At 70.5% G+C, this 26,139-nt stretch carries 16 protein-coding genes; 7 read left to right on the top strand and 9 right to left on the bottom strand.

Going from position 1 to position 26,139, the window contains the following annotated elements; all coding sequences use genetic code 11:
• Window positions 1-4 precede the first annotated feature (4 nt).
• From ACFVRO_RS02030 to ACFVRO_RS02020, 3 genes are read right to left on the bottom strand one after another with little or no spacing between them, the layout of a single operon-like run.
• Window positions 5-775 (bottom strand): heme ABC transporter ATP-binding protein, encoded by a 771-nt coding sequence (locus ACFVRO_RS02030; protein WP_386948685.1) that lies wholly within the window; start codon window positions 773-775, stop codon window positions 5-7.
• Complete coding sequence (locus ACFVRO_RS02025; protein ID WP_386948683.1) at window positions 772-1,845, bottom strand: FecCD family ABC transporter permease; 1,074 nt, start codon at window positions 1,843-1,845, stop codon at window positions 772-774. Before ACFVRO_RS02025 ends, ACFVRO_RS02030 begins: the two co-directional genes overlap by 4 nt.
• Window positions 1,842-2,945 carry a hemin ABC transporter substrate-binding protein gene (locus tag ACFVRO_RS02020; protein WP_386948681.1) on the bottom strand — a complete coding sequence of 368 codons (1,104 nt, stop codon included), beginning with the start codon at window positions 2,943-2,945 and terminating at the stop codon, window positions 1,842-1,844. The genes ACFVRO_RS02025 and ACFVRO_RS02020 overlap by 4 nt, the downstream gene beginning before the upstream one ends.
• Before the next feature lie 162 nt (window positions 2,946-3,107).
• Here ACFVRO_RS02020 and ACFVRO_RS02015 point away from each other — a divergent pair, with 162 nt between their 5' ends.
• Both ACFVRO_RS02015 and ACFVRO_RS02010 read left to right on the top strand, forming a co-directional pair.
• Window positions 3,108-6,986 (top strand): HtaA domain-containing protein, encoded by a 3,879-nt coding sequence (locus ACFVRO_RS02015; protein WP_386948680.1) that lies wholly within the window; start codon window positions 3,108-3,110, stop codon window positions 6,984-6,986.
• Window positions 6,987-7,132: 146 nt separating this feature from the next.
• On the top strand, window positions 7,133-7,447 hold the full coding sequence (locus ACFVRO_RS02010) for a potassium transporter Trk (RefSeq protein ID WP_386948677.1): 315 nt from the start codon (window positions 7,133-7,135) through the stop codon (window positions 7,445-7,447).
• 15 nt (window positions 7,448-7,462) lie between these two features.
• Here ACFVRO_RS02010 and ACFVRO_RS02005 read toward each other — a convergent pair whose 3' ends face one another.
• Window positions 7,463-8,086, bottom strand: coding sequence for a zinc-binding alcohol dehydrogenase (locus tag ACFVRO_RS02005; protein ID WP_341940509.1), 624 nt, complete (start codon window positions 8,084-8,086; stop codon window positions 7,463-7,465).
• 82 nt (window positions 8,087-8,168) lie between these two features.
• Between ACFVRO_RS02005 and purM the strand changes: the two genes are divergently transcribed.
• Genes purM through ACFVRO_RS01990 form a run of 3 tightly spaced genes read left to right on the top strand, consistent with a single transcriptional unit; the run spans window position 8,169 to window position 12,097 of the window.
• The gene (purM, locus tag ACFVRO_RS02000; protein ID WP_105676696.1) at window positions 8,169-9,278 is read left to right on the top strand and encodes a phosphoribosylformylglycinamidine cyclo-ligase; all 1,110 of its coding nucleotides are present in this window, start codon (window positions 8,169-8,171) and stop codon (window positions 9,276-9,278) included.
• A gap of 24 nt (window positions 9,279-9,302) precedes the next feature.
• Window positions 9,303-10,775: an amidophosphoribosyltransferase gene (gene purF, locus ACFVRO_RS01995; RefSeq protein WP_105676697.1), complete on the top strand. Its 1,473-nt coding sequence runs from the start codon at window positions 9,303-9,305 to the stop codon at window positions 10,773-10,775.
• Window positions 10,775-12,097 (top strand): MFS transporter, encoded by a 1,323-nt coding sequence (locus ACFVRO_RS01990; protein WP_341940508.1) that lies wholly within the window; start codon window positions 10,775-10,777, stop codon window positions 12,095-12,097. Before purF ends, ACFVRO_RS01990 begins: the two co-directional genes overlap by 1 nt.
• 12 nt (window positions 12,098-12,109) lie before the next feature.
• On the opposite strand, the gene ACFVRO_RS01985 is transcribed toward ACFVRO_RS01990, so the two are convergent.
• Entirely contained in the window at window positions 12,110-13,138 is a 1,029-nt protein-coding gene (locus ACFVRO_RS01985; protein ID WP_341940507.1) for a LacI family DNA-binding transcriptional regulator, read from the bottom strand.
• A 93-nt stretch (window positions 13,139-13,231) separates the two neighbouring features.
• Between ACFVRO_RS01985 and ACFVRO_RS01980 the strand changes: the two genes are divergently transcribed.
• The gene (locus tag ACFVRO_RS01980; protein WP_386948674.1) at window positions 13,232-15,046 is read left to right on the top strand and encodes a beta-galactosidase family protein; all 1,815 of its coding nucleotides are present in this window, start codon (window positions 13,232-13,234) and stop codon (window positions 15,044-15,046) included.
• Here ACFVRO_RS01980 and ACFVRO_RS01975 read toward each other — a convergent pair.
• On the bottom strand, window positions 15,033-17,090 hold the full coding sequence (locus tag ACFVRO_RS01975) for an MMPL family transporter (protein WP_386948671.1): 2,058 nt from the start codon (window positions 17,088-17,090) through the stop codon (window positions 15,033-15,035). The genes ACFVRO_RS01980 and ACFVRO_RS01975 overlap by 14 nt on opposite strands.
• A 269-nt stretch (window positions 17,091-17,359) precedes the next feature.
• Here ACFVRO_RS01975 and ACFVRO_RS01970 point away from each other — a divergent pair, with 269 nt between their 5' ends.
• Window positions 17,360-22,561, top strand: a complete 5,202-nt coding sequence (locus ACFVRO_RS01970) for an endo-alpha-N-acetylgalactosaminidase family protein (RefSeq protein WP_386948668.1) — start codon at window positions 17,360-17,362, stop codon at window positions 22,559-22,561.
• Window positions 22,562-22,741: 180 nt separating this feature from the next.
• On the opposite strand, the gene erm is transcribed toward ACFVRO_RS01970, so the two are convergent.
• The 3 genes from erm to ACFVRO_RS01955 form a co-directional block, all read right to left on the bottom strand.
• A complete protein-coding gene (erm, locus tag ACFVRO_RS01965; RefSeq protein WP_386948665.1) occupies window positions 22,742-23,509 on the bottom strand; it encodes a 23S ribosomal RNA methyltransferase Erm in 768 nt (255 codons plus the stop codon).
• Window positions 23,510-24,175: 666 nt separating this feature from the next.
• Window positions 24,176-25,096 carry a carbohydrate ABC transporter permease gene (locus tag ACFVRO_RS01960; RefSeq protein WP_344013289.1) on the bottom strand — a complete coding sequence of 307 codons (921 nt, stop codon included), beginning with the start codon at window positions 25,094-25,096 and terminating at the stop codon, window positions 24,176-24,178.
• Window positions 25,096-26,067 (bottom strand): carbohydrate ABC transporter permease, encoded by a 972-nt coding sequence (locus tag ACFVRO_RS01955; RefSeq protein WP_386948662.1) that lies wholly within the window; start codon window positions 26,065-26,067, stop codon window positions 25,096-25,098. The genes ACFVRO_RS01960 and ACFVRO_RS01955 overlap by 1 nt, the downstream gene beginning before the upstream one ends.
• Window positions 26,068-26,139 lie beyond the last annotated feature (72 nt).

The following is a 26,139-nucleotide window of genomic DNA, read 5'->3' as shown; positions in this document are numbered from 1 at the left end:
CGGTTCAGCGCCGCGCCACCACCAGGGGGACCCCGGTCGTGGGGTGGGGGAAGACGTCGACCGGCTGCCCGTAGACCTGTTCGATCCTGGCGGCGGTGAGCACCTCGGACGGGGTGCCGGATGCCGCTATTCGTCCGTTCGAGAGGAGGGTGACGCGGTCGGCGTGGGCGAGGGCCGCGTTCAGGTCGTGCAGCACGATCGCCACCGCCGCGCCATCGGCGGCTTGCTCGCGGATCAGGCGCATCACGTCTTCGTGGTGCTTGAGGTCGAGGGCGGCGGTCGGCTCGTCGAGGAGCAGGATGCCGGTGCGCTGAGCGAGCACGCGGGAGAGGGCCACCCGAGCGCGCTCGCCGCCGGAGAGCGACGTCACGGCGCGGAGGGCCAGGGGCAGGACCTCGGTCGCCGTCATCGCGGCGATCACGATGTCGTCGTCCTCGGCGGACGAGGGCGTGCGCGCCCACGGCGCCCGCCCCATCCGCACCACCTGCTCGACGGTGAAGGGGAAGGTCACCGCGTTCTCCTGCAGCAGCACGGCGCGCTGTCTGGCCAGCTCCTGCGGGCGGATGCCGCCGAGCGGACGTCCGTCGAGCGCCACCGCTCCCGCGGCGGAGACGTCACCGGCGAGCACGCCGAACAGCGTCGACTTGCCCGCCCCGTTGGGCCCGACCAGCGCGTGCACCTCGCCCGCCCTGATGTCGATCGCGGCGTCGTCGAGGATGGTCCGCCCCTCGCCCACATGCACCGTGAGGCCGGTGCCGCTGAGACGCACGGTCATGCCCATCCTCCCGATCGCCGTCGGGTGCGCACCAGCAGCCAGAGGAAGAACGGGCCGCCGACGAGCGCTGTGATCATGCCGATCGGAAGGTCGGCGAGAGGCACGGCGGTGCGCGCGACGAGGTCGGCCAGCGAGATCAGCAGCGCCCCGCCGAACGCCGATGCGATCACGAGGGGCAGGTGCGCGGGGCCGATGATCATGCGCATGAGGTGCGGCACGACGAGTCCGGCGAACCCGATGATCCCCGCGAAGGCCACGGCCGCGCACACGAGCACGGCGACGGTCACGATCACCACGATCCGCAGCAGCTCGACGTTGAGGCCGAGGTGCCTGGCCGTGCGCTCGCCGAGTGCGAAGAGGTCGAGGCCCGGTGCGACGACGAGTGCGACGATCACGCCGACGGCGACCAGCGGGGCGACGAGCGCCGTGTGCGACCACAGCGCGCCGTTGAGCGACCCGAGCTGCCAGAAGACGATCTGCTCGCGCGTCGACGTGGTGCCGAGGAACGTCAGGAAGGCCATGCCGGCGCCGGCGATCGCGTTGATCGCGATGCCGGTCAGGAGCAGCGTGACGACCTCGGTGCGCCCGCCGGATCGGCTGATGAGGTAGACCGCCATCACGGCGACGAGGCCGCCGAGGAACGCGAAAGCCGGTGTCGTCCACATCCCGAACGACGCGAGCCCGAGGGTGATGCTCGCCGCGGCGCCCAGGGCCGCGCCGGAGGAGACGCCGACGACTCCGGCATCCGCCAGCGGGTTGCCGAAGATCGCCTGCATGAGCACGCCGGAGACGGCGAGGGCGGCGCCGACGAGCAGGCCGAGCACGAGGCGGGGGAGTCGGATGCTGTAGATGACGCCGTAGTCCGTGGCGCTGTCGGGCGCCCACGCGGTGTCGATGCCGATGCCGTGCAGGAGCACCCCGACGAGGCCCGACGGCGACAGCTGGTACTGACCGCTCGTGATCGACGCGACGCACGTGATGACGAGGGCCGCGATCAGCCCGATCAGTACGAGCGCGAACCGCAGGCCCCGGTGCGTCGTCGGCGTCGGGGTGACGACCTCTCCGGTCACTTCGTCATCTCGGGGGCGTAGAGGGCGCGGGCGATCGCGAGGACGACGTCGGCCGAGCGCGGGCCGAAGCTGAGCACCTCGGTGTCGGCCATGTCGATCACGCGGCGGTGGGCGCCGGCCGGGGTCTGGGCGACGGCGGGGATGCGTTCGATGAGGCCGTCGACGCCGCCGACCGACTCCAGTCCGTCGGTCATCATGACGATCACATCGGGCCGCGCCTCGACGAGCGCCTCCGCCGTCATCGGCTTCATGCCCTGCCACCCGATCTCGCCCGCGACGTCGATCCCGCCGACCGCGTCGATGAGCGAATCGGCGCCCGAGTCCTCACCGAAGATGTAGTACACGTTCGCGCTGCCGCGCACGTAAAGGAACAGCATCCGCGCCCGGTCGGACTCCGCAGCGGGGGTCACCTCGGCGATCTGGGTGATCGCGTCGTCGAGTCCGGCGTCGAGGCGCTCGATCAGGGCCTTCCCGCGGCTGGGGACGCCGAGCGCCGCGGCGATCTCCGTGACGAGCTCGTCGGTGGTGTCGAGCCTGCGGTCGCTGGAGATCACGACGACCGCGATGCCGGCGTCGCGCAGCTGCTGCCTGACCTCCTTCGGGCCGATCGTGGTGTCGGTGAGGACCACGGTGGGCGCCAGCTCGAGGATGGCCTCGGCGTTGAGGGTGTGGCCCGACTTCGTGACGACGGGCAGTTCCTCCGTGCCGGGGAAGTCGGTGGACGAGTCGCGTCCGACGACGCGGTCGCCGAGCCCGAGGGCGAACACGGTCGACGAGATCGTGCCGGAGATGTCGATGGGCAGGATGCGGTCCGCATCCGTCACGGTCACTTCGCGCCCCTCGCTGTCGGTCACCGTCACGGGGAGTTTCGGGGCGGTCTCGTCGGAGACCGGTTCGATGGCGTGGCTGGGAAGGCAGGCGGTCGACTGCCCCTTCGCGGCGCGGACGTCCTTCACGAGGTCGAGCGAGGCCAGGGGCACGGATGCCGCGGGGCAGTCGTCCTGCGAGGCCGCGGGGGAGGCCGGTGCTCCGGTGCCGCCGCAGGCGGAGAGGCCGAAGGCGAGCGTGGAGACCAGGAGGACGACGAGAGTACGACGCATTAGGCAAGGCTAACCTAAAAGTTGACGCGCCCTGCGACGTCCGTCTACTGTCGGAGATGGTGCGACTTAGCTAAGCCTAACCAACATCTACCCTTCCCGCCCGACTGCACAGCGGCACCGCCGGCGCGTGTGCCCGCGCGCCTCGGAGTCCGGAGAGAATCCGTGAACGACACAGCCCCAGCCCCCACGGCGAGCACGCGCCTCCGCGCAGGCCTCGCCGCCCTGATATCGCTCTTCCTCATCGTCGCCGGACTCGCGGTCGCGCAGCCTGCGCTCGCCGCCGACGGGATCGTCTCCGTCAGCGTCGGCTCGGCGGACTCCAGCGGCGTCTCCGTGCAGGTGCAGGCCTCGGGTCTCCCCGCCGATGCCACGGGAGCGTATGCGGCGCTGATCGTGACGGGAACCGAAGGGGGGCTGACCGGTGGCGGCGGGTACGCGGCGTTCATGATGCCGGTCGTCACGACCGGCGCCAGCGCGTTCACGCTGACCGCATCCGCCGACAAGCTCGACCGCACCAAGACCTACGAGGTGCTCGTCTGGGCGAAGCACTCCAACCCCGACGCGACGACGATCTACGGCCGCGGCGCCGTCAGCATCAGCGGCGCGCAGTGGGATGCCGTCTTCGGCCCCGTTCCTGGTACCGATCCGGGCACTGACCCCGGTACCGATCCTGGTACTGACCCCGGTACCGATCCTGGTACTGACCCCGGTACCGATCCGGGCACTGACCCCGGTACCGATCCGGGCACTGACCCCGGTACCGATCCGGGTACTGACCCCGGTACCGATCCGGGTACGACGCCTCCGGCATCTCCGTCTCTCTCGGTGTTCCTCGCCGACGGTGTCACCCCGGCGGCCGGTGTCGCGCTCAAGACGGGCGACAGGGTCGTCGTGAAGGGTACGGGTTACGACCCCACGGCGAATGTGGGTGGTCGGGGGGCGCCGATTCCGTCGACGCTGCCGCAGGGCACGTATGTGGTGTTCGGGAACTTCGCTGCGACCTGGCAGCCGTCGAAGGGCGCGGCCTCCGCGACCCGTTCGGTGGGCACGCAGGCGTGGGCTCTCGCCGAGAGCGTGCTGAATCAGGTGCCTGCTCAGTACCAGCCGACGATCCGGGCGCAGTGGGCGGATATCGCCGCCGACGGCTCGTTCCAGGCGGCGCTGACGCTCAAGGACACCCCCGCGACTCCGGGCTCGTACGGTGTCTACACGTACGGCGCCGGCGGGGTCGTCAACGCCGACCAGGAGCGCAGCGTCGCCCTGAACTACTCCATCGCGCCGAAGATCACCGTGTCCTCGGCCGTGACCGCGGGTTCGCCCGGCATCACCGCCACCGTCACGGGAAAGGACTTCGGCACCGCGACCGGCGTCTACGCCGCGATCATCGAGACGGGCGCCGAGTCGAACGTCACAGGCGGAGGCGGTTACGCCGCGATGCAGTGGGTCCGCGGTGTCTCGGGCGGGGCGTTCACCGTCGAGCTCACGGCGCCCGCTGACAAGCTCGACCGCGCGAAGACCTATGAGGTGATCGTGTGGAAGCAGCACTCCAACCCCGACGCGACGACGATGCTCGCGCGGGCGGCCGTCGCGATCAGCGATGCCGATTGGGATGTCATCAAGCCGGCTCCGGCATCCCCGTCTCTCTCCGTGTTCCTCGCCGACGGCGTCACCCCGGCGACCGGTGTCGCGCTCAAGGCAGGTGACAGGGTCGTCGTGAAGGGTACGGGTTACGACCCCACGGCGAATGTGGGTGGTCGGGGGGCGCCGATTCCGTCGACGCTGCCGCAGGGCACGTATGTGGTGTTCGGGAACTTCGCTGCGACCTGGCAGCCGTCGAAGGGCGCGGCCTCTGCGACCCGTTCGGTGGGCACGCAGGCGTGGGCTCTCGCCGAGAGCGTGCTGAATCAGGTGCCTGCTCAGTACCAGCCGACGATCCGGGCGCAGTGGGCCGACATCGCCGCCGACGGGTCGTTCCAGGCGACGCTGACGCTGAAGGACACCCCGGCGACCCCCGGCTCGTACGGTGTCTACACGTACGGCGCCGGCGGGGTCGTCAACGCCGACCAGGAGCGCAGTGTCGCCCTCGACTACGGCCTCGCCTCCTCGGTCTCGACGAGCGTGAAGAGCGCGACGGCGGCGGGCGGCCTGACCGTCACGGCAGCCGGATCCCGACTCGGCGACGTCACCGGCGCCTACGTCGCGCTGATCGAGGCGGGCACCGAGGCCGAGGTCACGGCCGGCGGTGGATTCCTCGCGATGCAGTGGGTGCAGAAGATCACCGCCGGGGCCTTCTCCGTCGACCTCACGGCGAAGGTCGCCGAGCTCGACCCGGCGAAGACCTACGAGGTGATCGTGTGGCGGCAGCACTCGGTGCCGTCGGCAGCGACGATCTTCGCGCGCTCCACGGTCGCGATCAGTCCCGAGCAGTGGAAGGCTCTCACCCAGCCGGAGCCCGAGACCCCGAGCACCCCGACCACGCCGCCGACCACCGTCCCCGGCGGCGCGCTGAAGTGGGCCGTCTCCTCCTCCTTCACGAGCTACGTCACCGGTCCGATCGCCCAGGGTGCGATCGAGGTGTCGGGTGGAGCCACCCGCTCCGGCGGCCAGTTCCAGTTCGGTCAGGCGACGGGCAGCACCTACGACCAGGGCACCGGCCTCGGCACGGTCTCGTACGTCGGCGCCGTGCGGTTCACCGGGCACCACGGCGTGCTCGACGTGACGGTCTCGCAGCCGCAGATCCGGATCACCTCGGCCGACACCGCGACGCTCTTCGTGACCAGCGGGGGCACGCAGGTCGCCTTCGCGACGCTCGACCTCTCGCGGGCGGCGCGGATCTCCGCGAACGGCGCTGTCACGTACAGCGCGGCGCCCGCGGCGCTCACGTCCGCAGGGCGCGACCAGGTGCTCGCCGGCTACTCGACCACCCTTGACCCCGTGACGTTCACGATCGGATCGGCCGCGGCCGCACCGGCCGGGACCACCGGTACCGTCGCCGCTGCCGCGGTGGTCAAGGCCAAGCCGCTTCCGCAGACCCCGCCGGCGTCGACCGGGATCGACATCAGCGCCGACGACCTCACCGCGCTCCAGGCCGGCGAGGAGGCCACGATCTCGGCATCCGGGTTCCGATCGGGCGAGACCGGCATCAAGGTGGTCGTGTACTCGACTCCGGTCGTGCTCGGCACCGTGACGGCGGATGCCGCGGGCATCGCCTCGTGGACCGGAACCCTCCCGGCCACCCTCGCCGACGGCGACCACACCCTCACGCTGCAGGGCTCGGTCGACCGCGGGCTGGCGTTCACCCTGGCCAGGACGACGGCGGCGATCGGCGCGTGCACCGTCGAGGGCGCCACCCTGAACTGGGGTTACAAGGAGTCGTTCCGCACCTACATCGAGGGCATCGCCAAGGGCGGGTGGACACTCACCGACGTGGCGTACGAGTACCCGCAGTTCGTGTGGGCGAACGGCACGGGGACCTTCGACGGCGAGAGCGGCACGGGCCTCATCGGCTACGGCGGTGGCATCGCCTTCACCGGTCACGACGGCGCGCTGAACACGACGCTGTCGAACGCCAGGGTCGAGCTCGCCGGATCCGCCGGCTACCTCGTGTTCGACATCGCGGGCACCACGCAGTCCGGAGAGGTCGTCGATCAGCAGGGCGTTCGCCTCGCGGAGTTCGCGGTGCCGGATGCCGCGCTCGCCGACGGCGTGATCACGCTCGACGCCGTGCCCACCACCCTCACCGACGCCGGAGCCGCCGCGTTCGGCACCTACGCGGCCGGCGAGGAGCTCGACCCGGTGAGCGCCGTCATCCCCGTGGGCGCCGACTGCGGCTCCGCGCCCGTCGCCCCGGAGAAGAGCGAGTCGGAGGGCAGTGCGGCGGCGACCGCGGTCACGGCTGTCCCTGAGGTGCAGGGGGCGCCGGTGTGGCCCTGGATCGTCGGCGGTCTGGTGCTCGTCGCACTGATCGCCGGAGGCGGCGTGCTGATCGCCCGTCGCGGCAAGGGCGAGACCGAGGCCGTCGAGGCCTCCGTCGACGCCTGAGCGCCACGAGTCGCCCTCCTCGCCCGCGCGGGGAGGGCGACTCGCGTCGGCATCCGGCTCCTCAGCGCGTGCGGCTCCGACGGAGGCGCCGCGGCGGCACGGAGAAGGGGGCGAGCACCACGGCCCCGCGGTGGGACAATGGATGCATGGCCCCCAGCGAATCCGAGCAGACCGTCGAAGCGACCGTGCGCCGCGTGCCGCGCTACGGCGTGTTCATGGGCGTCGGCGTCGTCGTCGGCGTGATCGTCGCGGGCATCCTCACGTTCGCGGGCAGCTTCCAGCCCTCGGAGGCCCTCGACGTCGTCTACCCTCCCGGCCAGGTCTTCGGATTCCTGTTGCTGTGGACCGCGCCGATCGGCCTCGCCCTCGGCGGTGTCGCCGGGCTCATCGCGGAGCGGGTCGCGCGCCGCAGAGACCGGGTGGTCCGCGTCGAGCGCGAGACCATCATCGAGAACGACTGACCCGAAACCCTCGCCTCAGGCGAGTTCGGCGATGATCGGCCGGATCGCCCCGTCGAAGGCGACCACGTCGCGCCGCAGGCCGTCGGTCACGGCGACGGACAGTGCGCCGATCCACCAGATGCCCCGCTGCGAGAGCGGCAGCACCTGCACGTTCAGCTCGAACGAGTGCGCGCGGCGCCCCACCTCGCGCTCGAACTCGGCGATGGCGCTGGCGTACGCCCGGTAGGAGTCTCCGCCGGTGCCCGGCTTGCCCGCCGAGGGGCCGTGCAGCGACGAGACATAGCGGTCGTGGGCCGACCTGGCGTAGTCGAGGGCGGAAGCCGCGAACGGCGTGATCGCCGCGGTGAGCTCCTCGGCACCGGTCGCGGGGAGCGCGACGAGCGTGTCGAACCCGTCGACGAGCTCGAGCGGGACGCCGGAGTGATGCGCGCGCGGCTCGACGGTCATGTCCCAGTAGTCCCGCCACTGCGATTCGACGAGCGGAGCGGCGTCGACGGCATCCGGGGCGCGCACCGGCAGATCCCGCAGGCTGGGCAGGTCGGAGGGCGTGCGGATGCCGAGGGACTGCCGCAGCGCGAGCGCGACGAGCACCGGCACGCTCGCGTCTTCGCGGATCAGCCACTGCGGCTTGTCGGACATGGCCCCATCGTATGGGGAGAGCGCGGCATCCGCTCTTCGTCTTCCGGAGTTCGGGGGTCGCGGCTGACGGTAGGATCGAGGGGTGGCTGCCTCCCCCACCAATCCCTATTCCGAAGCCGGCGTCGATACCGCTGCAGGCGATCTCGCCGTCGAGCTGATGAAGTCCTCCGTGCGCGCGACGCACGGACCCGAAGTGCTCGGCGGTGTCGGCGGATTCGCCGGCCTCTTCGACGCCAGTGCGCTGCTCGGCTATCGCCGGCCGCTGCTCGCCAGCAGCACAGACGGCGTCGGCACCAAGGTCGCGATCGCCCAGGCGATCGACAAGCACGACACGATCGGGCAGGACCTGGTCGGCATGGTCGTCGACGACATCGTCGTGGTGGGCGCCAAGCCGCTCTTCATGACCGACTACATCGCGTGCGGCAAGGTCGTGCCGCAGCGCATCGCCGACATCGTGCGCGGCATCGCCGAGGCCTGCTCCGCCACGGGCACCGCGCTCGTCGGCGGTGAGACGGCAGAGCACCCCGGTCTGCTGGGACCGCGCGACTACGACGTCGCGGGCGCTGCGACCGGTGTGGTCGAGGCCGACGCCATCCTCGGCGCCGAGCGCGTGCAGGACGGCGATGTCGTCCTCGCCGTGCAGTCCAGCGGCCTGCACTCCAACGGATACTCCCTGGTGCGCCACATCGTCACCGGCGCCGGCATCAGCTACGCCGACACCGCGGCCGACTTCGGCACCACCTGGGGCGAAGCGCTCCTCGAGCCGACCCGCCTCTACACGCTCCCGCTGCTGCGCCTCATCGACGCGCTCGGCGGCGGCGTCCACGCGCTCAGCCACGTCACCGGCGGCGGCATCGCGGCGAACCTCGCGCGCGTGCTCCCGCAGGGCACCTGGGCGGAGGTCGACCGCGGCACGTGGTCCCCCAGCCCCGTCTTCCGCGTGCTCAGCGACATCGCCGGCTCCACGCTCGAGTCGGCGGAGGGCACCTGGAACCTCGGCATCGGCTTCCTCGCGGTGATCGCGCAGGACAAGAAGGATGCCGCCATCGCTGCGCTCGCCGCAGAGGGCATGCCCGCCTGGCAGGTCGCGACCGTGGGCTTCGGCGCGCGTCCGGCCGGCGAGTTCGAACAGGGCGCCAAGGGCGTCGACGGCGGAGCGGTGCGCCTCGTGGGCGCCTACTCCTCCCACTGAAGAAACGGATGAAGTAACCACCCCATGTGCGGCATCGTCGGAATGGTCGGAACGGCCCCGGTCAACCAGGACATCTACGACGCTCTCCTCCTGCTGCAGCACCGCGGCCAGGACGCGACGGGCATCGCCACCGCAGAGTCGAACGGCGTCATGCACAACGCGAAGGCGCAGGGGATGGTGCGCGAGGCGTTCCGCACCCGCGACATGCGCGCGCTCCTCGGCAACGTCGGCCTCGGCCACGTGCGCTACGCGACGAAGGGCACGGCGTCGAACGAGGAGGAGATGCAGCCGTTCTACGTGAACGCGCCCTACGGCATCATCCTCATCCACAACGGCAACCTCACCAACACGCGCGAGCTGACGGCCGACATGGCCCAGCGCGACCGCCGCCACCTGAACTCCTCCAGCGACACCGAGCTGCTGCTCAACGTGCTCGCCGGAGAACTGCAGAACACCACCTCGACGGTCGACCTCGACCCGGAGCGCGTATTCGAGGCCGTCGAGCGCACCCACGAGCGCATCGAGGGCGCGTACGCCGTGATCGCCGTGATCGCCGGCTACGGCCTGCTCGCGTTCCGTGATCCCTTCGGCATCCGCCCGCTGATCCTCGGTCGCCGTCCGTCCACCGTGGAGGGCGCGGAGGGCCGCGACGAATGGGTCGTCGCCAGCGAGTCGCTCGTGCTCGAGAACGGCGACTACGAGGTCGTCCGCGAGGTCGAGCCCGGTGAGGCCGTGTTCATCACGAACGACGGCGAGCTGTTCTCCCGGCAGTGCGCGCAGAACCCGACCCTGGCGCCCTGCGCGTTCGAGTACGTCTACCTCGCGCGTCCGGACTCGGTCATGAACGGCATCTCGGTCTACGAGTCGCGCCTGCGCATGGGCGACCGTCTCGCCGACACGATCGCCAAGCACGTGCCGATGGACAAGATCGACGTCGTCATGCCGATCCCCGACTCGTCGCGCCCCGCCGCGATGGAGGTCGCCCGCAAGCTCGGCATCGAGTACCGCGAGGGCTTCTACAAGAACCGCTACGTCGGCCGCACCTTCATCATGCCCGGCCAGGCGGTGCGCAAGAAGAGCGTGCGGCAGAAGCTGAACGCCATGTCGACCGAGTTCCAGGGCAAGAACGTCCTGCTGATCGACGACTCGATCGTCCGGGGAACGACGTCGAAGGAGATCATCCAGATGGCCAGGGATGCCGGCGCGAGCTCGGTGACCTTCGCCTCCGCGGCGCCTCCGGTGCGGCATCCGCACGTCTACGGCATCAACATGCCGTCGCGTCAGGAGCTCATCGCGCACGGCCGCACGATCCCCGAGATCGCCGAGGTGCTCGGCTGCGACCACCTCGTGTACCAGGAGGTCGACGACCTCAAGGCCGCGATCACGGAGGGCTCGGCGGTGACCGAGCTCGACATGAGCTGCTTCGACGGACGCTACGTGACCGGCACGGTGTCGGACGAGTACCTCGCGTGGGTGGAGGGGTCGCAGACCTCTTGATGACCGGATCCCTGGGTACGCCTGCGAGCCGACCGCTCTGGGAGGGTCGGGCACTGGCCCTGCTCGGGATCGTGCTCGTCGCGTTCTCGCTGCGATCCGCGGTCGCGTCGCTGTCTCCGGTGATCGACCACATCGCACGGGACTTCCCGATGTCGCCCGTTGTCGTCGGTCTGATCGGCGCCGCGCCTCCGGTGTGCTTCGCGATCTTCGGCATCGTGACCCCGCTGTTCGAGCGCCGCTTCGGGCTGGAGCGGGTCGCGGTGTTCGCGATCGGGCTGATGGCCGCCGGGCTCCTGCTGCGCGGTTTCGCGGTGGACTCGACGACGCTGCTCGCCGCGACCGCGGTCGTGTTCGCCGGCGTCGGCTCGGGCAACGTGCTGCTCCCGCCACTGGTGAAGAAGTACTTCCCCGACCGTCTCGGCGTCATGATGACGGTCTACTCGACCACGATGGCGGTCTCGACCTTCCTGCCGCCGCTGGTGGCCGTGCCGATCGCCGACACGCTCGGCTGGCGCGTGTCGCTCGGCATCTGGGGCGGTTTCGCCGCGGTCGCGCTCATCCCGTGGATCACGATGCTCGTCACGAACCGCACGACCCCGGATGTGGCGGAGGAGCCCGCTGGTGACCGGCCGGCGATCGTCCGCGAGGCGTCGGCGCAGGATGCCGTGGCCGTCGCGACCGGGCCCATCACCACGGCGTCGGCGAACCCGCGGATCTTCGGCAGGCTGTGGCGGCTGCCGCTGGCCTGGGCGCTCGCGGTCGTGTTCGCGGCATCCTCGTCGATGGCGTACGCGTCGTTCGCCTGGATGCCGACGATGCTCGTCGACATCGGCGGCGTCACCCCGGCGACGGCGGGCTTTCTGCTGTCGGCGTTCGCGCTCGTCGGTCTGCCCTGCTCGATGCTCGTGCCGATCCTCGTGGTGCGCTATCAGGCCACCAGACCGCTGTTCTTCTTCGCGGTCGGCGCGGGGCTCGTCGGCCTCGCCGGCCTCCTGCTCTTCCCGACCGCGGCCCTCGCGCTGTGGGTCATGATCTTCGGACTGACCGCGATCATGTTCCCGCTGAGCCTGGTGCTGCTGAGCATCCGCGCCCGCACCCCCGAGAGCGCCGTGGCCCTCAGCGGCTTCGTGCAGAGCCTCGGCTACGGCGTGGCCGCGCTGTTCCCTCTGACGATCGGCCTGCTGCACGAGACGACCGGAGGGTGGCAGGTTCCGCTGCTGCTCCTCGCCGGCGCACTCGTCGTCGCGTGTCCCTTCGGCTGGATCGCCGGACGTCGTCGCACGATCGAAGACGAGTGGGAGCGCCGGTACGGGCGCTGGTGACGGTGCGTCCGTTCAGGCGCGCGGCGGAGCGGTCGACGACCTGACGACGAGCTGCGGATCGGTGGACGGCATGTCGCCGATCGCGTCGTGCCCCTCTATCTGCGCGATCAGGCGCAGCGCGGCGGCGCGGCCCATGTCTTCGAACGGCTGACGCACGGTCGTGAGGGCGGGGGAGGCGTAGGCAGCGAGGGCGATGTCGTCGACGCTGACCACGGAGACGTCCTCCGGCACGCTGCGGCCCGCTTCGTGCAGGGCGCGGATGAGGCCGAAGGCCATCTCGTCGCTGGACACGAAGACCGCGGTGACCTCGGGGATCGCCGCGATCGTGCGGCCGGCGCGGTAGCCGGACTCTGGTGTCCAGTCGGCGGGGATCACGGGCGGAGGGACGATGCCGCGGTCGCGGAGCGTCTGCTCCCAGGCCTCGCTGCGCTGCTGCGTCTCGGTCCAGTAGTCGTCGCCCGACACGTGCCACACGGTCTCGTGGCCGAGGTCGAGCAGGTGCTCGACGGCGAGCCTGGCGATGGCGCGCTGATCGACGGCGAGGGGAGCGTCTTCGTCGAGCGAGGTGCGCTCGCTGCGCGTGGCTGGAGTGCGCTCCATGCGCATCCGCATGGCGGGGGTCTCCAGCTCGACGGGCACGCCGAGGATGATGCCCTCGGCGCCCTGCCGCTCCAGTCGGTCGAACGCCTCGAGGAAGGCCTCGGTCGACGCGTGGTCGGCGACGGCGGCGGTCGACACCGTGTAGCCGTTGGCGGCGGCGGCCTGCTGGATGCCGACGCCGAGCGCCGCGGAGGAGTAGCGGTCGGTTGACACGACGATCACGCCGAGCACCCGGGTGCGCCCGGATGCGAGGGATGCCGCGGCGGCGTGCACACGGTAGCCGAGCTCGTCGACGGCGGCGAGAACCCGTCGGGCGGTGTCGGCCCGCACGTTGTCCTGGCCGGACATCACGCGGGACACGGTCTGCGTCGAGACGCCCGCGAGCTTGGCGACATCGACCTGACTCGGGGCCCTGTCTTCCTGGTGACGGCGAGGTGACATGTCTCAATGGTAGCGATCAATCGGCGGAATCTCAGTAACTCAGGCGGGTCATGATGCGATAATGTGAACGCAAACACTCGTCTTTGGAGCGCTATGTCCGACCTTCTCGCCGCCGCTGTCGACGGCCCGACCGCGACTCTCGCCGACCCGGCGCCCGCGGCACCCTCCTCCGGTCCCGCCCTGTCCTGGCGCGCCGGTGAGCTCATCCGCCGGGGTGCGCCGCATCGCATCCTGTCCGGTGCGATCCACTACTTCCGCGTCCACCCCGACCAGTGGGAGGACCGCCTCCTCCGACTCGCGGCGATGGGCGCGAACACCGTCGACACCTACGTCGCCTGGAACTTCCACGAGCGCACCGAGGGCGATGCGCGGTTCGACGGCTGGCGCGACATCGAGCGCTTCATCCGCCTCGCCGGCGAGATCGGCCTCGACGTGTTCGTGCGGCCCAGCCCCTACATCTGCGCCGAGTGGTCGAACGGCGGCATCCCGTTCTGGCTCTCCGGCCGAGTGGACGCCCTGCGCACCAGCGACCCCGCGTACCTCGCGGCGGTGGATGCCTGGTACGACGAGCTCATCCCGCGACTGGCCCCCCTGCAGGCGGCGCACGGCGGGCCGATCGTCGCGGTGCAGATCGAGAACGAGTACGGATCCTTCGGCAGCGACGCGGCCCACCTCGTGCACCTGCGCGACGGGCTGCGCGCACGCGGCATCGTCGAGATGCTCACGACGGCCGACGGCATCACGTCCGACATGATCGAGCACGGCAGCGTCCCTGGAGCCATGACGACCTTCACCTTCGGCACAGGTGTGGCGAAGGCGGTCGAGCTGCGCCGCGGCGACGAGGCGCTGATGTGCAGCGAGCTCTGGGGCGGCTGGTTCGATCACTGGGGCGAGCGGCACCACGTCCGCTCCGCGGCCAGCATGGGCGGCACCGTGGGCGACCTGCTCGCCGAGGGCGGCTCGGTCAGTCTCTACATGGCCCACGGCGGCACGAACTTCGGGCTGTGGAACGGCGCGAACCACGACCGGGTGCTGCAGCCGACCGTCACCAGCTACGACTCCGACGCTCCGATCGGCGAGGACGGCACGCTGAACGACAAGTTCCACGCGCTGCGCGCGATGCTCGCCCCCTTCCACGACGGCGAGCTGCCCGAGATCCCCGCGGACCCGCGACGCCAGGCCGCGGCATCCGCCCCGCTCGTGCCCGTGCGCTCTCTTCTCGACGTCGTGCGCGCGCTTCCGACGACCGGAGGCTCGACGCCGATGCCGCGCACGTTCGAACAGCTCGGCGCCGAAGACGGCCTGGTCGTCTACGAGGCTCCCGTGTCGTTCCCCGCGGATGCGACGCTCACGATCGACGGGCTGCACGACCGGGCCACGGTCTTCCTCGACGACGCACGGCTCGGCACCCTCGACCGCGATGCGCAGACGTCGCTCGCGCTTCCGGCCTCCGGAGGTCGCGGCGTGCTCACGATCATCGTCGAGAGCCTCGGCCGCATCAACTACGGCCCCCGCACGGGCGAGGGCAAGGGCATCATGGGCTCCGTCATGGTCGGACGCCGCTTCGTGAACGGCTGGACGCACCGCATCGTGCCGCAGGGGGCTCCGGATGCCGCGTCCGGAACCCCCTCCGCCGACGGAGTGGCCGTGGCCAGCCTCGACGTCGCCGAACCTCTCGACGCGTGGCTCGCCTTCCCCGGCGGCTCGAAGGGCATGGTGTGGCTGAACGGCTTCCTGCTCGGCCGCTACTGGAAGATCGGTCCGCAGGAGACGCTGTACGCGCCGGCGCCGCTCTGGCGCGAGGGGGCCAACGAGGTCGTGGTGCTCGATCTCGACGGCCTGGGTGCGGCCGTCGAGATCCGCGAGCAGCCGTCGTTCGGCCCGCCGGAGGAGTTCATCGGCTCCTGACCGCAGGCCGCCCCGGCCACCAGATGCGGTCACCGACGAGGGCGAAGACCGCCGGGACGATCACGGTCCGCACGACGAGCGTGTCGACCACCACACCGACGCCCACGATGAGGCCGAGCTGACCGAGGGTGACGAGCGGCAGCACGCCGAGGGCGGCGAACACGGCGGCGAGCACGATCCCGGCGCTCGTGATCACGCCTCCGGTGTGGGCGATCGCCTCGACCATGCCGTCGCGGGTGCCGTGGAGGGACGCCTCGGCGCGCGCGCGGTGAACGAGGAAGATCGTGTAGTCGATGCCGAGAGCGACGAGGAACAGGAACGCGAGGAGCGGCACCTGCAGATCGAGCGCGGGCTGCCCGAAGAGCACCCTGCTCAGCCAGGCTCCGGCGCCGATCGCGGCGAGGGCGCTCGCGACGTTCACGAGGAGCAGCAGCACGGGGGCGATGACGGAGCGGAGGAGGATCAGCAGCACCACCACGCTCACGGCGAGCACCAGCGGGGCGATGAGCAGGAGGTCGCGCTGACCGCCCTCCCTGGCGTCGAGGTCGGTCGCCACCGCACCGCCGACCACCGCGTCGGCGCCGTCCACGGCGTGCACCGCGTCACGCAGTGCGGCGATCTGATCCAGGCTCTGCGTGGTGCTCGGGCCGTACTCGCTGATGACCCTGATCTTCGTCAGTGTGCCGTCATCCGTGGTCCCTGCGGCGTTCACGCGCACCACGCCGTCGACGTTCTCTGCCGCGGCGATGACGGCGTCGGCCCCGTCGCTGTGCGAGACGATGAGGATCGGCTGGGCCTCTCCCGGCGCGAAGTGCGCGGAGACCACCTCGAGTCCCGTCGCCGACTCGGACTGCACGCGGAACCTGTCGAGCTGGTCGAGCCCGACCGCCGTGCCGAAGAGGCCGGCCGCCATGACCGCGAGCAGGGCGACTCCCGACAGGAGGCTCACCACGGGGCGCCGCACGACCTGCGTCGCCGCTCGTCGCCAGCCGCCGCCGTGGCGGACGGCCGCTCCTGGACGAGGGACGAAGGGCCAGAACACCCCGCGACCGCAGACGGCCAGCAGCGGCGGCAGCAGGAACAGCACAGAGCCGAGGGCGATCAGCAGTCCGATCGCAGAGGTGATGCCGAGGCCGTGCGTGCCGGGGATCACCGCGAGCACTAGGGTCAGCAGCGCCAGCACGACGGTCGCGTTCGAGGCGACGATCGCCGGGGCGGACTTGCGCCAGGCGGTGCTCAGCGCCTGCCGGTGGTCGTCGGAGAGCAGGAGCTCCTCGCGGTAGCGCGAGATGAGCAGCAGCGCGTAGTTCGTCCCCGCGCCGAACACGAGCACGCTGATGATGCCGGCGTCGAACTGCAGGTCCCACAGGGATGCCGCCGCCGCGGTCATGCGTCCGGCCAGGCCGTCCGCGAGCGCGACGACGACCAGCGGGATCAGCCACAGCACCGGCGAGCGGTAGGTGACGATCAGCAGCACGGCGACGATGAGGATCGTCACGAGCAGGAGGGTGAAATCGGCTCCCTCGAACGAGGAGGCGACGTCGGCCCCGAAGGCCGGGCCTCCCGTGACCTGCAGGCTCATCCCTTCGGGCGCGTCTCCGGCGATGGCGGTGCGCAGGGCGTCGATCGTCTCCGCCGTCTCCGCGTTCGTGTCGCCGACGAGGATCGGGGTCGCGATCACGGCGGCCTTGCCGTCGTCGCTCACCATCGGGCCGTTCGGTTCGGCGTCGGCGTGCGGCTCGAGCACCGGGAGGAGGCTCTCCAGATCGGCGATGTCGGTGTCGGAGAGCGCGCGTCCGTCGTCGCGCGACGCGACGACCAGCACCGACTGCCGGTCGGCGTCAGGGAACCGGTCGAGGAGCGCCGCCGCCTCGGACGACTCCGATGCGGCGGGCGCCTGGGCGTTGCCCCCCGGCGCCTTCGCCGAGCCGAACGCGCCGAAGAGGAGGGTCATGAAGAGGAGGACGAGCCCCAGGGAGATCCAGGCCCCTCGTCGTGAGGTCAGACGGTCGGAGAGGCGCTGGCGCGCGGAGGAGTCGGTCATGTCCTCCACTCCACAGGGGCGGGAGAGCGGTGACATCGCGAGGACGGTTGACGACGTTCTCCGTCGAACGATGGATGCCGTGCGAGCCTCGACGTGCGGAGCGGCCGATGTCGATCGTGTAAATGTTTGCGCTCGCCTCCCTGGAAGGTATTGAAATATCAATACCTGCTCCCATAGAGTGATTGCGCAAACATCGTGCGAGCGATGACTCCACCCTGGCGCATCGGAGCGTCTTTCTCTCCGAGCACCTCCCGTTCGAGAGGTAAGACGTGTCGACTCAAACCCGACCACCCCGCGCGACGCGCGCGGTCAGCTCACTGCTGACCAGCGTGCTCGTCTTCGGCGGAGTCGCCGTGCAGGCGATTCCCGCACAGGCAGCCGACCTGATCCCCGTCCCCAAGACCGAGTACCGCCTGGCGGCGGTGTCCAGCGAGTCGGACGCGTACCCTGCGCCCCCTGCTCTCGACGGCACCGCCCTCGGGGCCTTCGACGGCGACTACGCCACGCAGTGGGTCTCGCGGTACACGGTCCCGGCCCCGGCTCCGCACTGGCTGGCGATCGACCTGCAGCGGTCGATCTCCGTGAAGGCGCTGGACTACTCGGGCAAGAAGGGCCAGCGCATCGACGCGAAGAACGTCGAGGTGTACGTCACAGACGACGCGTCCGTCGCGACGACCTCGCCGAAGGACGGCGGGTGGGGTGCGGCCGTGGGGACGGCGACCCTGCACGCCCCCACCGCCAACACCGAGAAGCAGCGCATCGAGCTCGCGACGGCGAAGACCGGGCGCTACGTCGCCCTCGTCGTGCTCGACGCTCAGGACCCCGCGGGCAACGGCGGCGGCGCCGGTGAGATCGAGGTCCTCTCCGACCAGGCGCTCCCGCCGATCGTCACCGACCCCGGCACCCCGCCGGCCGGAGAGACCGTGCAGATCGCGAACGGCGGCACCACGGCCACCGTGTCGAAGACCTTCCCGCAGATCCTGGGGTACACGGTCGGCGGCTCGTCCATCGGCGGCCAGCGCACGTCGGGCGGCAAGTGGGCCGTCAACGGCACCTCCTACGCCTCGACGACCACGGCGACGTCGACGGTATCCGGCATCGACTACGTCTCGGTCCTGACCGGTGTCGACGTGACGGTGCGCAGCAGCATCCGCGTCGCCGCTGACGGCACCGTCTCCTTCGCGGTCACGGGCGTCGACGGCACCGCGCCGGTCACGACCCTCGGCCTGCCGGACAACGCGTTCCTGTCGACCAGCGCATCGGATGCCGGCTCGGTGCTCGACCGCACCGTGATCAGCCCCGACAGCACGAAGAACGCCGACGAGCACATCGCTCTGAGCGGCACGACGGCGACGGGGCAGAAGGGCGCGTCCTTCGCGTTCCTCGGCAACGGCGAGGTCGTCGGCAGCGTCATCACCAACGCCACCACGCAGGCATCCGGCAGCACCCCCTCGTGGAACAGCCGCCTCCTCACCCGCGTGACCGAAGCCGACGGGCGCACGGCCGAGATCGGCTCGAACACGTGGCTGATCCACCCGACGACCGCGGTCGACGGCCGCGTCACCACGTACGAGCTGCCGAAGGTCACCGTGCTGTTCGCGGGCGACCGCAACGGCGACGGAGCGGTCGACTGGCAGGACGCCGGCATCCGCTACCGCGAGGTCGACACCCCGCGCCTCGGGGCCGACAGGGTCGCGGAGCGCGTCGTCAGCCGCATCCCGTTCAACTTCGCCTCCAGCGCGACCAACTACTTCGACCTCACGCTCGACAACACCAAGCGCATCGCGAACCAGACCGACGGCCTGGGGCAGTGGGTGCTCAACAAGGGCTTCGGCAGCGAGGGCCACGACTCGGCCAACACCGACTACGGCGACAACTTCAACGAGCGCGCCGGCGGCGTGGGCGACCTCAACCACCTGGTCGACGAGGGCGCGAAGCTCAACGCCGACATGAGCGTGCACGTCAACGCGACCGAGATGTACCCGCAGGCGAACGCCTTCGACTCGGCCATCATCGACGGCGCCGCACCCTACAAGCCGGGCTGGAACTGGCTCGACCAGTCGTACTACATCAACCAGCAGGCCGACCTCGGCTCGGGCCGCGTGCTCGACCGGTTCCAGCAGCTGCGCGACGAGGTCCCCGGCCTCAGCGGCGTCTACATCGACGTCTACTACTCCAACGGCTGGGTCGCCGAGGAGCTCGCCGACGAGCTGCACGGCATGGGCCTCGAGGTCGCGACCGAGTGGGGCGACAAGTTCGTCGACAACACGGTCTGGTCGCACTGGCCCAACGACCTCAGCTACGGCGGAGTGACCAACAAGGGCATCAACTCCACGATGGTGCGCTTCATCCAGAACGGCCAGGCCGACATCTGGAACAACGACGCCCTCCTCGGCCAGCAGCGCCTGGTCGACGCCGAGGGCTGGGTCGGCAACCAGAACTGGGACGGCTTCATCGACAACGTCTGGACCCAGAGCCTGCCGACGAAGTTCATCCAGCACTTCGATCTGCTCAGCTACACGGCCGGGCAGGCCGCGACGCTGACCGACGACGTGAAGATCTCGATGGACGGCAGCACGCGCGTCATCACGATGGACGGCGCCACGGTGCTCCGCGGCGACTCCTACCTGCTGCCGTGGCAGTCGCTGGCCTCCAACGCGGATGCCGGATCCCCGGTGGATGCAGACAAGATGTACTTCTACTCCGCATCGGGCGGCGAGAAGACGTTCGGCCTCACCGACGCCTTCAGCGGCAACATCGCGTTCGACGTCTTCACTCTGGGCGACCAGGGCCGCGTCAAGGTCGGCACCGTGAACGCGGTCGGAGGAAAGCTCACGATCAGCGGCGACAAGGGCGTGGCCTACGTCGTCGTGCCTCAGGGCGGAGCGCAGCGCGCCGCGGTGACCTACCACGACGCGGGCCTCGACGACCCCGGCTTCAACTCCGGTTCGCTCGACGTCTGGCACCCGAGCGGCGATGTGACCCTGGCCCGCACGAACGAGGGCTCCGGCAAGAACAAGTCGCGCGGCGACAACATCGCGGTCTTCGGTGCGGCGGCCTCGTCGATCAGCCAGACCGTGACCGGGCTCACCCCCGGCCAGCGCTACTCGTTCTCCGCGCAGGTGCAGATCGACCCGACGGCCACGCGTGACGTCACCGTGGCGGTCGACACCGGGGCCGGCGCCGTGCAGCGCACCTGGAACCTCTCCCCGACGTACAACTACATGCGGGCGGACTCCAAGGCCGGGCAGCACTACCAGCGCGGCACGGCATCCTTCCTCGCGCCCGCGTCCGGGCAGGTGACCGTCTCGGTCTCCGCGGCCGCCGGCGGGGCGAAGGTGCGCATCGACAACGCGCGCATCATGGCCGACACGACGGCTCCCGCAGCCGCCGGCACCGTGTACTCGAACGACTTCGAGGGCAACCAGGCCGGCTGGGGTCCGTTCGTGAAGGGCGACGCCAACGGCATCGACGACCCCCGCACGAGCATCTCCCGCCGTCACGACCCGTACACGAGCAGCGACTGGCGCAACACGGCATCCCCGTTCGCCCCCGGCGGCGCGCTCGCGGGTCTCGCGGTCGACTCCACCCTGACCGGCGAGCACTCGCTCATGTCGCACTCGGAGAACAACGGCATCGTCTACCGGACCGACCCCACGCTCGTGCCGCTGCAGGCCGGGCACTCGTACCGCATCGGCTTCGACTACCAGGCGGGAGCGAGCGGCGCCTACCGCTGGCTCACCGGCACGGATGTCGTCGCGGGCGGCGAGGTCGCCTCGACCACGCTGAGCCGCACGCCGATCGCCCAGGCGCTGGAGACCACGGCGTTCAGCCAGGACGTGATCGTCGGATGCGGCGACTACACCTGGGTCGGACTCGAGCGCACGGGCGGACCCGACGTCGACTTCGTGCTCGACGACTTCACGGTCACCGACCTCGGACCGACCGCGGGCGGCACGCCGTGCGCGACGGTCTCCGGCGGCACCGCGGTGCTGAGCCCCGGAGCGCAGGCGACGTTCACCACGACCTTCACGAACAGTGAGGCGCTGACCGCCGAGAACATCGGCGTGCAGCTCGCGCTGCCCGAGGGGTACACGGTCGAGGTGGCCGACGGCTCGTCGAACCTGTTCGATGAGGTCGCCCCCGGAGCGAGCGTCGAGACGACCTGGCTGATCACGGCTCCGGCCGCGGCGGCCGGTTCCGCGGTCGACATCGGCATCTCGGCGACGTACCTCGTCGACTGCGACGTGCGCACCGTGTCGACCGTGCAGCAGACCTCGGTCGCGTCGCGTGCTCGCATCCCGAACGCGCAGATCACGGCATCCGCGAGCTCCGAGGAGACCGAGGGCGAGGACGGAAAGGCCGCGAACATGCTCGACGGCGAGGCCGGCACCTTCTGGCACAGCCGCTGGAGCGCGAACGCCACGTCGTACCCGCACGTGGTGACCTTCGACCTCGGCAGCGCCGAGCAGGTCGACGGCATCTCGTACCTGCGCCGCGGAGCCAACCAGAACGGCCCTATCAAGGGCTTCCAGGTGGCGGTCTCGACCGACGGCACGACGTTCACCGACGTCGCCGCGGGGGAGTGGAAGAACGTCGCCGACTGGCAGGACGTCGACTTCGCCTCCGTGTCGGCACGGTACGTCAAGGTCACCGCGACCTCGTCGATCTCGGGCACGCAGTTCGCCGCGATCGCCGAGATGGCGATCTACGGCACGCCCGCGCCGAAGGACGGCCACGCCCCGAAGGCGCGTCCGGCCGATGACCTGGGCGAGTGCACCCCCGCGACCGACCCGGCGCTCGCTCTCGACGCCGATTCGGTGCGGGCGGGAGAGACGGTCGGGGCCGCCCTGACCGGCTTCGCCCCCTCCTCGACCGTGTCGTTCTGGCTCGACGGCGTGAAGATCGCGGATGCCGCGGTCGACGCCGACGGAGCCCTCCGCACGCCGCTGCTCATCCCGGCGGATGCCGAGATCGGGAAGCACCGCGTCATCGTGAAGGACGGCTCAGGAGCCGAGCTCGCGAGCGCGGAGCTGAAGGTCAAGAAGGCCAAGCCGGCCAAGGCCCCGAAGATCACCCCGTCGGTCGGGACGGTGCGCTCCGGCGGCACGCTGACCGTGCAGCTGGGCGGATTCGAGCCCGGTCAGCTCGTGCAGCTGTGGCTGCACTCCGAGCCGGTCAAGGTCGGCGAGGCGACGGTGTCCGATGACGGCGAGGCGGTGCTGTCGATCACGGTTCCCGCCTCCACCCCGGCGGGCGCCCACACGCTCGTCGCGACGGATGCCGAGGGCGTCGAGCTCGCATCGGCCGGGCTGGCGGTCACGGCCGCGCCCGGTGCGGGCACGGGCTCCGGAGCGGGTCTCGCCACGACGGGAGCCGATGGTTCGCTGTGGTCGGCCGTGGCGGCATCCGCTCTGGTTCTGCTGGCCCTCGGTGCGGTGCTGTGGACGAGGCGGCGTCGGCTGAGCTGACCCGCAGACCCGCAGCACGACGCGGCCCGGAGGATGAGTCCTCCGGGCCGCGTCCCGTCTCGTCCCGCTCCCGCGTCCCGCGTCGCGCGAAGATGGATCAGAAATGCCGCTGGGGATGGCCCGGCGGATGCACTTTTGATCCACCGCACCGCACAGGACCGCGCCGCGCCGAGGAGGCGGTCATCGCGCGCCGCGCACCGCCGCCCACAGCGATGCCCAGTGCGCGGCGGCCAGGTCGCGGGGTAGTGCGCGAGGCGGCGCCTTCGCCGCGGCGAGGGCGTGCTGAACGGTCGTGGCACTCACCGGCGCGATCCGCCTGACGATGCTCTCGACACCGACGCCGCGCCCAGTGAACACGTCACGGACGAACCTCTCGTACGCGCGTCTCTCGGCGTACGGCACGAGGGGCGATCCGCGACGGGTGATCGTGAGGATGCCGCCGTCGACGCCGGGGCGCGGCGCGAATCCCCAGCTGGGCACCCGCCCCCGCAGGGAGAACTCGAACCACGGTGCGCTCTGCGCCGTCATCATCGTCCCGCCTCCGACGCCGGCGCGCTTGCGGGCGACCTCCCACTGGGTGACGAGCACGGCGTGATCCCAGCGGCGCTCCGAGAGCAGGCGCCGCAGGATCGGCGTCGTGAGGTGGAACGGGACGTTGCCGACGACGACGGGCGCGTCGAGCGGATGCCGCAGCGCATCGGCGTGCATGACGCGCACGTGCGGGAGGGCGCGGGCGAGGCGCCGCACCCTGTGCTCGTCGAGGTCGATCGCCGTGAGCGGCCGGCGGGTCGACGCGAGGTGGCGCGTGAGGGCGCCGTCACCAGCCCCGAGCTCGAGGATGGGCCCGGTGGTCGCGTCGACGAGGGCGATGACGGTGTCGATGGTCGGTCGGTGGACGAGGAAGTTCTGGCCGAGTTCATGGCGGCCGCCGTGAAGGGAACGAGGCATGGGAGCGCTCCAAGGAAAGGTTCTGGAGCACCACGGAGAGGCCGGGTCGCGGGTATGCGGAAGCGCCCGTCCGAGGTGCGTGATGACGTCTCGGAGGGACGGCGCGCTCAATCGAGCGGATGCGAGCGCGCCGTCAGGCGCGGCGGTCGCGGAAGGTGAAGAAGCGCCCCGTCACGGGCGCGGAGCATATTGTTCCCACGGCCCGACTCTAGCAGGAGCCGGATGCCGCGGCATCCGGCTCCTGTCGGGAGGGGAGCTCCTGTCGGGAGGGGAGCTCACGCTCGGGAGGGGAGCTCCTGTCGGGAGGGGAGCTCCTGTCGGGTGGGGAGCTCCTGTCGGGTGGGGAGCTCCTGTCGGGAGGGGAGCTCCTGTCGGGAGGGGAGCTCCTGTCGGGAGGGGAGCTCCTGTCGGGAGGGGAGCTCCTGTCGGGAGGGGAACTCCTGCTGGGGAGGGGAACTCCTGCTCGGAAGGAGAACTCACGCTCGGGAGGAGTTCTCACGCTCGGGAGGAGGATTCCGCGCGGAGGCTCCTCCCGAACGGGCTTTCTCCTCCCGAACGGGCGTCCTCCTCCCGAACGTGCGTTCTCCTCCCGAACGCGCTTTCTCCTCCCGAACCGGCGTGGCGGGGATGAGGGGAGAGTCTCCCCGCCACGCACGTGGGGAGGGCTCAGCCCTTCACGGCGCCGGCCGCGAGGCCGGAGCGCCAGTACCGCTGCAGGGTGAAGAACAGGATGATCAGCGGGATGACGCCGAGCAGGGCGCCGAGCATGACCGCGCCCTTGTCGGGGGAGAAGTAGCTCATCATGCCGTAGAGACCGAGGGTGACGGGCTTCAGGTCGGCGCTGGAGATCATCATGAGCGGGAGCAGGAAGTTGTTCCACGTGGCCACGAAGATGAACAGGAAGATCGTCACCATCGCGGGCCCGAGCAGGCGCAGCACGATCGTGAAGAAGATGCGCGCCTCTCCTGCGCCGTCGATGCGCGCGGCCTCGAGCAGCTCGGTCGGCACCGACGACTGCGCGTAGACCATGCCGAGGAACACGCCGAACGGCGAGACCGCCGAGGGGATGATGATCGCCCAGGCCGTGTTCGTGAGCCCCAGCGAGTGGAACTCGATGTACAGCGGCACAGTGAGCAGGGCGACAGGCAGCAGCAGCCCCGCCATGATGACGCCGACCGCGATCCGCTTGCCGGGGAACGCGAACTTCGCGATCGCGTAGCCCGCCATCACCGCGAACAGGGTGCCGATGACGCCGGCGCTCACCGAGTAGAACAGCGAGTTGCCCACCCAGCGCCAGAACAGCCCCTGGGTCCAGCCCATGAGGCTGTCGTAGTTCGTGCCGAGGTTCCAGTCGGCGAACCAGAAGCCGAAGGTCGACGTGAGGTCGGTGTTGTTCTTGGTCGACGCGACGATGAGCCAGTACACCGGCACCAGGAAGTACAGTGTCGCGATGACCAGCGCGATGATGCCGAAGGTCCGCGCGAGGGGGCCGGGCGCGATCGACGGGGGCGGAGCATCCGCAGCCTGCGGCTTGCGCGCTCGGCGAGCGGATGCCGGGGCGACCGTGAGGAGTCGTGTGGTGGTCATCAGGCGTCACCCTTCCGGCGCTGCAGCAGTGCGTAGACGATCGCGAGCACGCCCGCGATCAGGGCCATGAGCAGGGAGTAGGCGGATGCCGGGCCGCTGCCCGACGGCGAGATCTCGCCCATCATCGAGTTGTAGGTGAGCATCATCGGCGTGAAGTCCTTGCCCATCCACGAGTTCGCGGCCTCCATGATGACCGGCTCGTTGAACAGCTGGATCGTGCCGATGATCGACAGCAGCACGGCCAGCAGTGCGGCTCCTCGCACGAGCGGCACCTTGATGCGCATCGCGACCTGGAACCCGGATGCGCCGTCGAGACGGGCCGCCTCGTACAGGTCGCGCGGCACGGCCTGCAGCGCCGACAGGAAGATCAGCATGTTGTAGCCCATGTAGGTCCAGGTCGTCATGTTCGCCATCGAGAACAGGATCGTCTGGGGTGACATCAGGTCGGTGCCCTCGGGGAGGTAGGGCAGGAACGGCGAGACCTGGGGTGTGTAGAGGTACAGCCACATCATCGCGGCGATGATGCCAGGCACCGCGTACGGGAGGAAGAACGAGAGACGGAACAGTGCGGGGCGCCGCACGATGAACGAGTCCAGCAGCAACGCGAGAGCGAGAGCGCCGATGATCATGACGGGGATCTGGATCACAGCGAACAGCACGACCCTGCCCATGCCGGCCCAGAACGCACTGTTCGTCGCGGCCATGACGAGGTTGTCGAGCCCCACGAAGGTGTCGACGAGCTCACCGCCGCCGTAGAGCCCGTCGCCCGCGGGGACCTGGGCGAAGAAGGCCGAGCGCACCGACACGATGATCGGAACCAGGAACACGACGACGAACAGGATCGCGAACGGCAGCATGAACAGCCAGCCGGTGAGTCCTTCGCGTCGGATGCCGGAGCGCCGCCGTCGTGCGGGTGCGGATGCCGGGGTCGGGGTCTTCGGGACGACCCTGCTGTCGGTCACGGTGACCATGCTTTCGCCTCTCGCTTCATGACGACGGCGGAGTGCACCGTGGTGGTGTGCACTCCGCCGTCGATCATCAGA

It is taken from the genome of Microbacterium sp. NPDC057944, assembly GCF_042887445.1.
Lineage (GTDB): Bacteria > Actinomycetota > Actinomycetes > Actinomycetales > Microbacteriaceae > Microbacterium > Microbacterium natoriense.
Note: the sequence above shows the minus strand (reverse complement) of the source record. Positions and strands in the feature narration are given on the sequence as shown.

Bases quoted from the DNA above. Each gene is read 5' to 3' on its own strand.
- ACFVRO_RS02030 (WP_386948685.1), bottom strand. From the start codon at position 775: ATGACCGTGCGTCTCAGCGGCACCGGCCTCACGGTGCATGTGGGCGAG.
- ACFVRO_RS02020 (WP_386948681.1), bottom strand. From the start codon at position 2,945: ATGCGTCGTACTCTCGTCGTCCTCCTGGTCTCCACGCTCGCCTTCGGC.
- ACFVRO_RS02010 (WP_386948677.1), top strand. From the start codon at position 7,133: ATGGCCCCCAGCGAATCCGAGCAGACCGTCGAAGCGACCGTGCGCCGC.
- ACFVRO_RS02005 (WP_341940509.1), bottom strand. From the start codon at position 8,086: ATGTCCGACAAGCCGCAGTGGCTGATCCGCGAAGACGCGAGCGTGCCG.
- purF (WP_105676697.1), top strand. From the start codon at position 9,303: ATGTGCGGCATCGTCGGAATGGTCGGAACGGCCCCGGTCAACCAGGAC.
- ACFVRO_RS01990 (WP_341940508.1), top strand. From the start codon at position 10,775: ATGACCGGATCCCTGGGTACGCCTGCGAGCCGACCGCTCTGGGAGGGT.
- ACFVRO_RS01985 (WP_341940507.1), bottom strand. From the start codon at position 13,138: ATGTCACCTCGCCGTCACCAGGAAGACAGGGCCCCGAGTCAGGTCGAT.
- ACFVRO_RS01980 (WP_386948674.1), top strand. From the start codon at position 13,232: ATGTCCGACCTTCTCGCCGCCGCTGTCGACGGCCCGACCGCGACTCTC.
- ACFVRO_RS01975 (WP_386948671.1), bottom strand. From the start codon at position 17,090: ATGACCGACTCCTCCGCGCGCCAGCGCCTCTCCGACCGTCTGACCTCA.
- erm (WP_386948665.1), bottom strand. From the start codon at position 23,509: ATGCCTCGTTCCCTTCACGGCGGCCGCCATGAACTCGGCCAGAACTTC.
- ACFVRO_RS01960 (WP_344013289.1), bottom strand. From the start codon at position 25,096: ATGACCACCACACGACTCCTCACGGTCGCCCCGGCATCCGCTCGCCGA.
- ACFVRO_RS01955 (WP_386948662.1), bottom strand. From the start codon at position 26,067: ATGGTCACCGTGACCGACAGCAGGGTCGTCCCGAAGACCCCGACCCCG.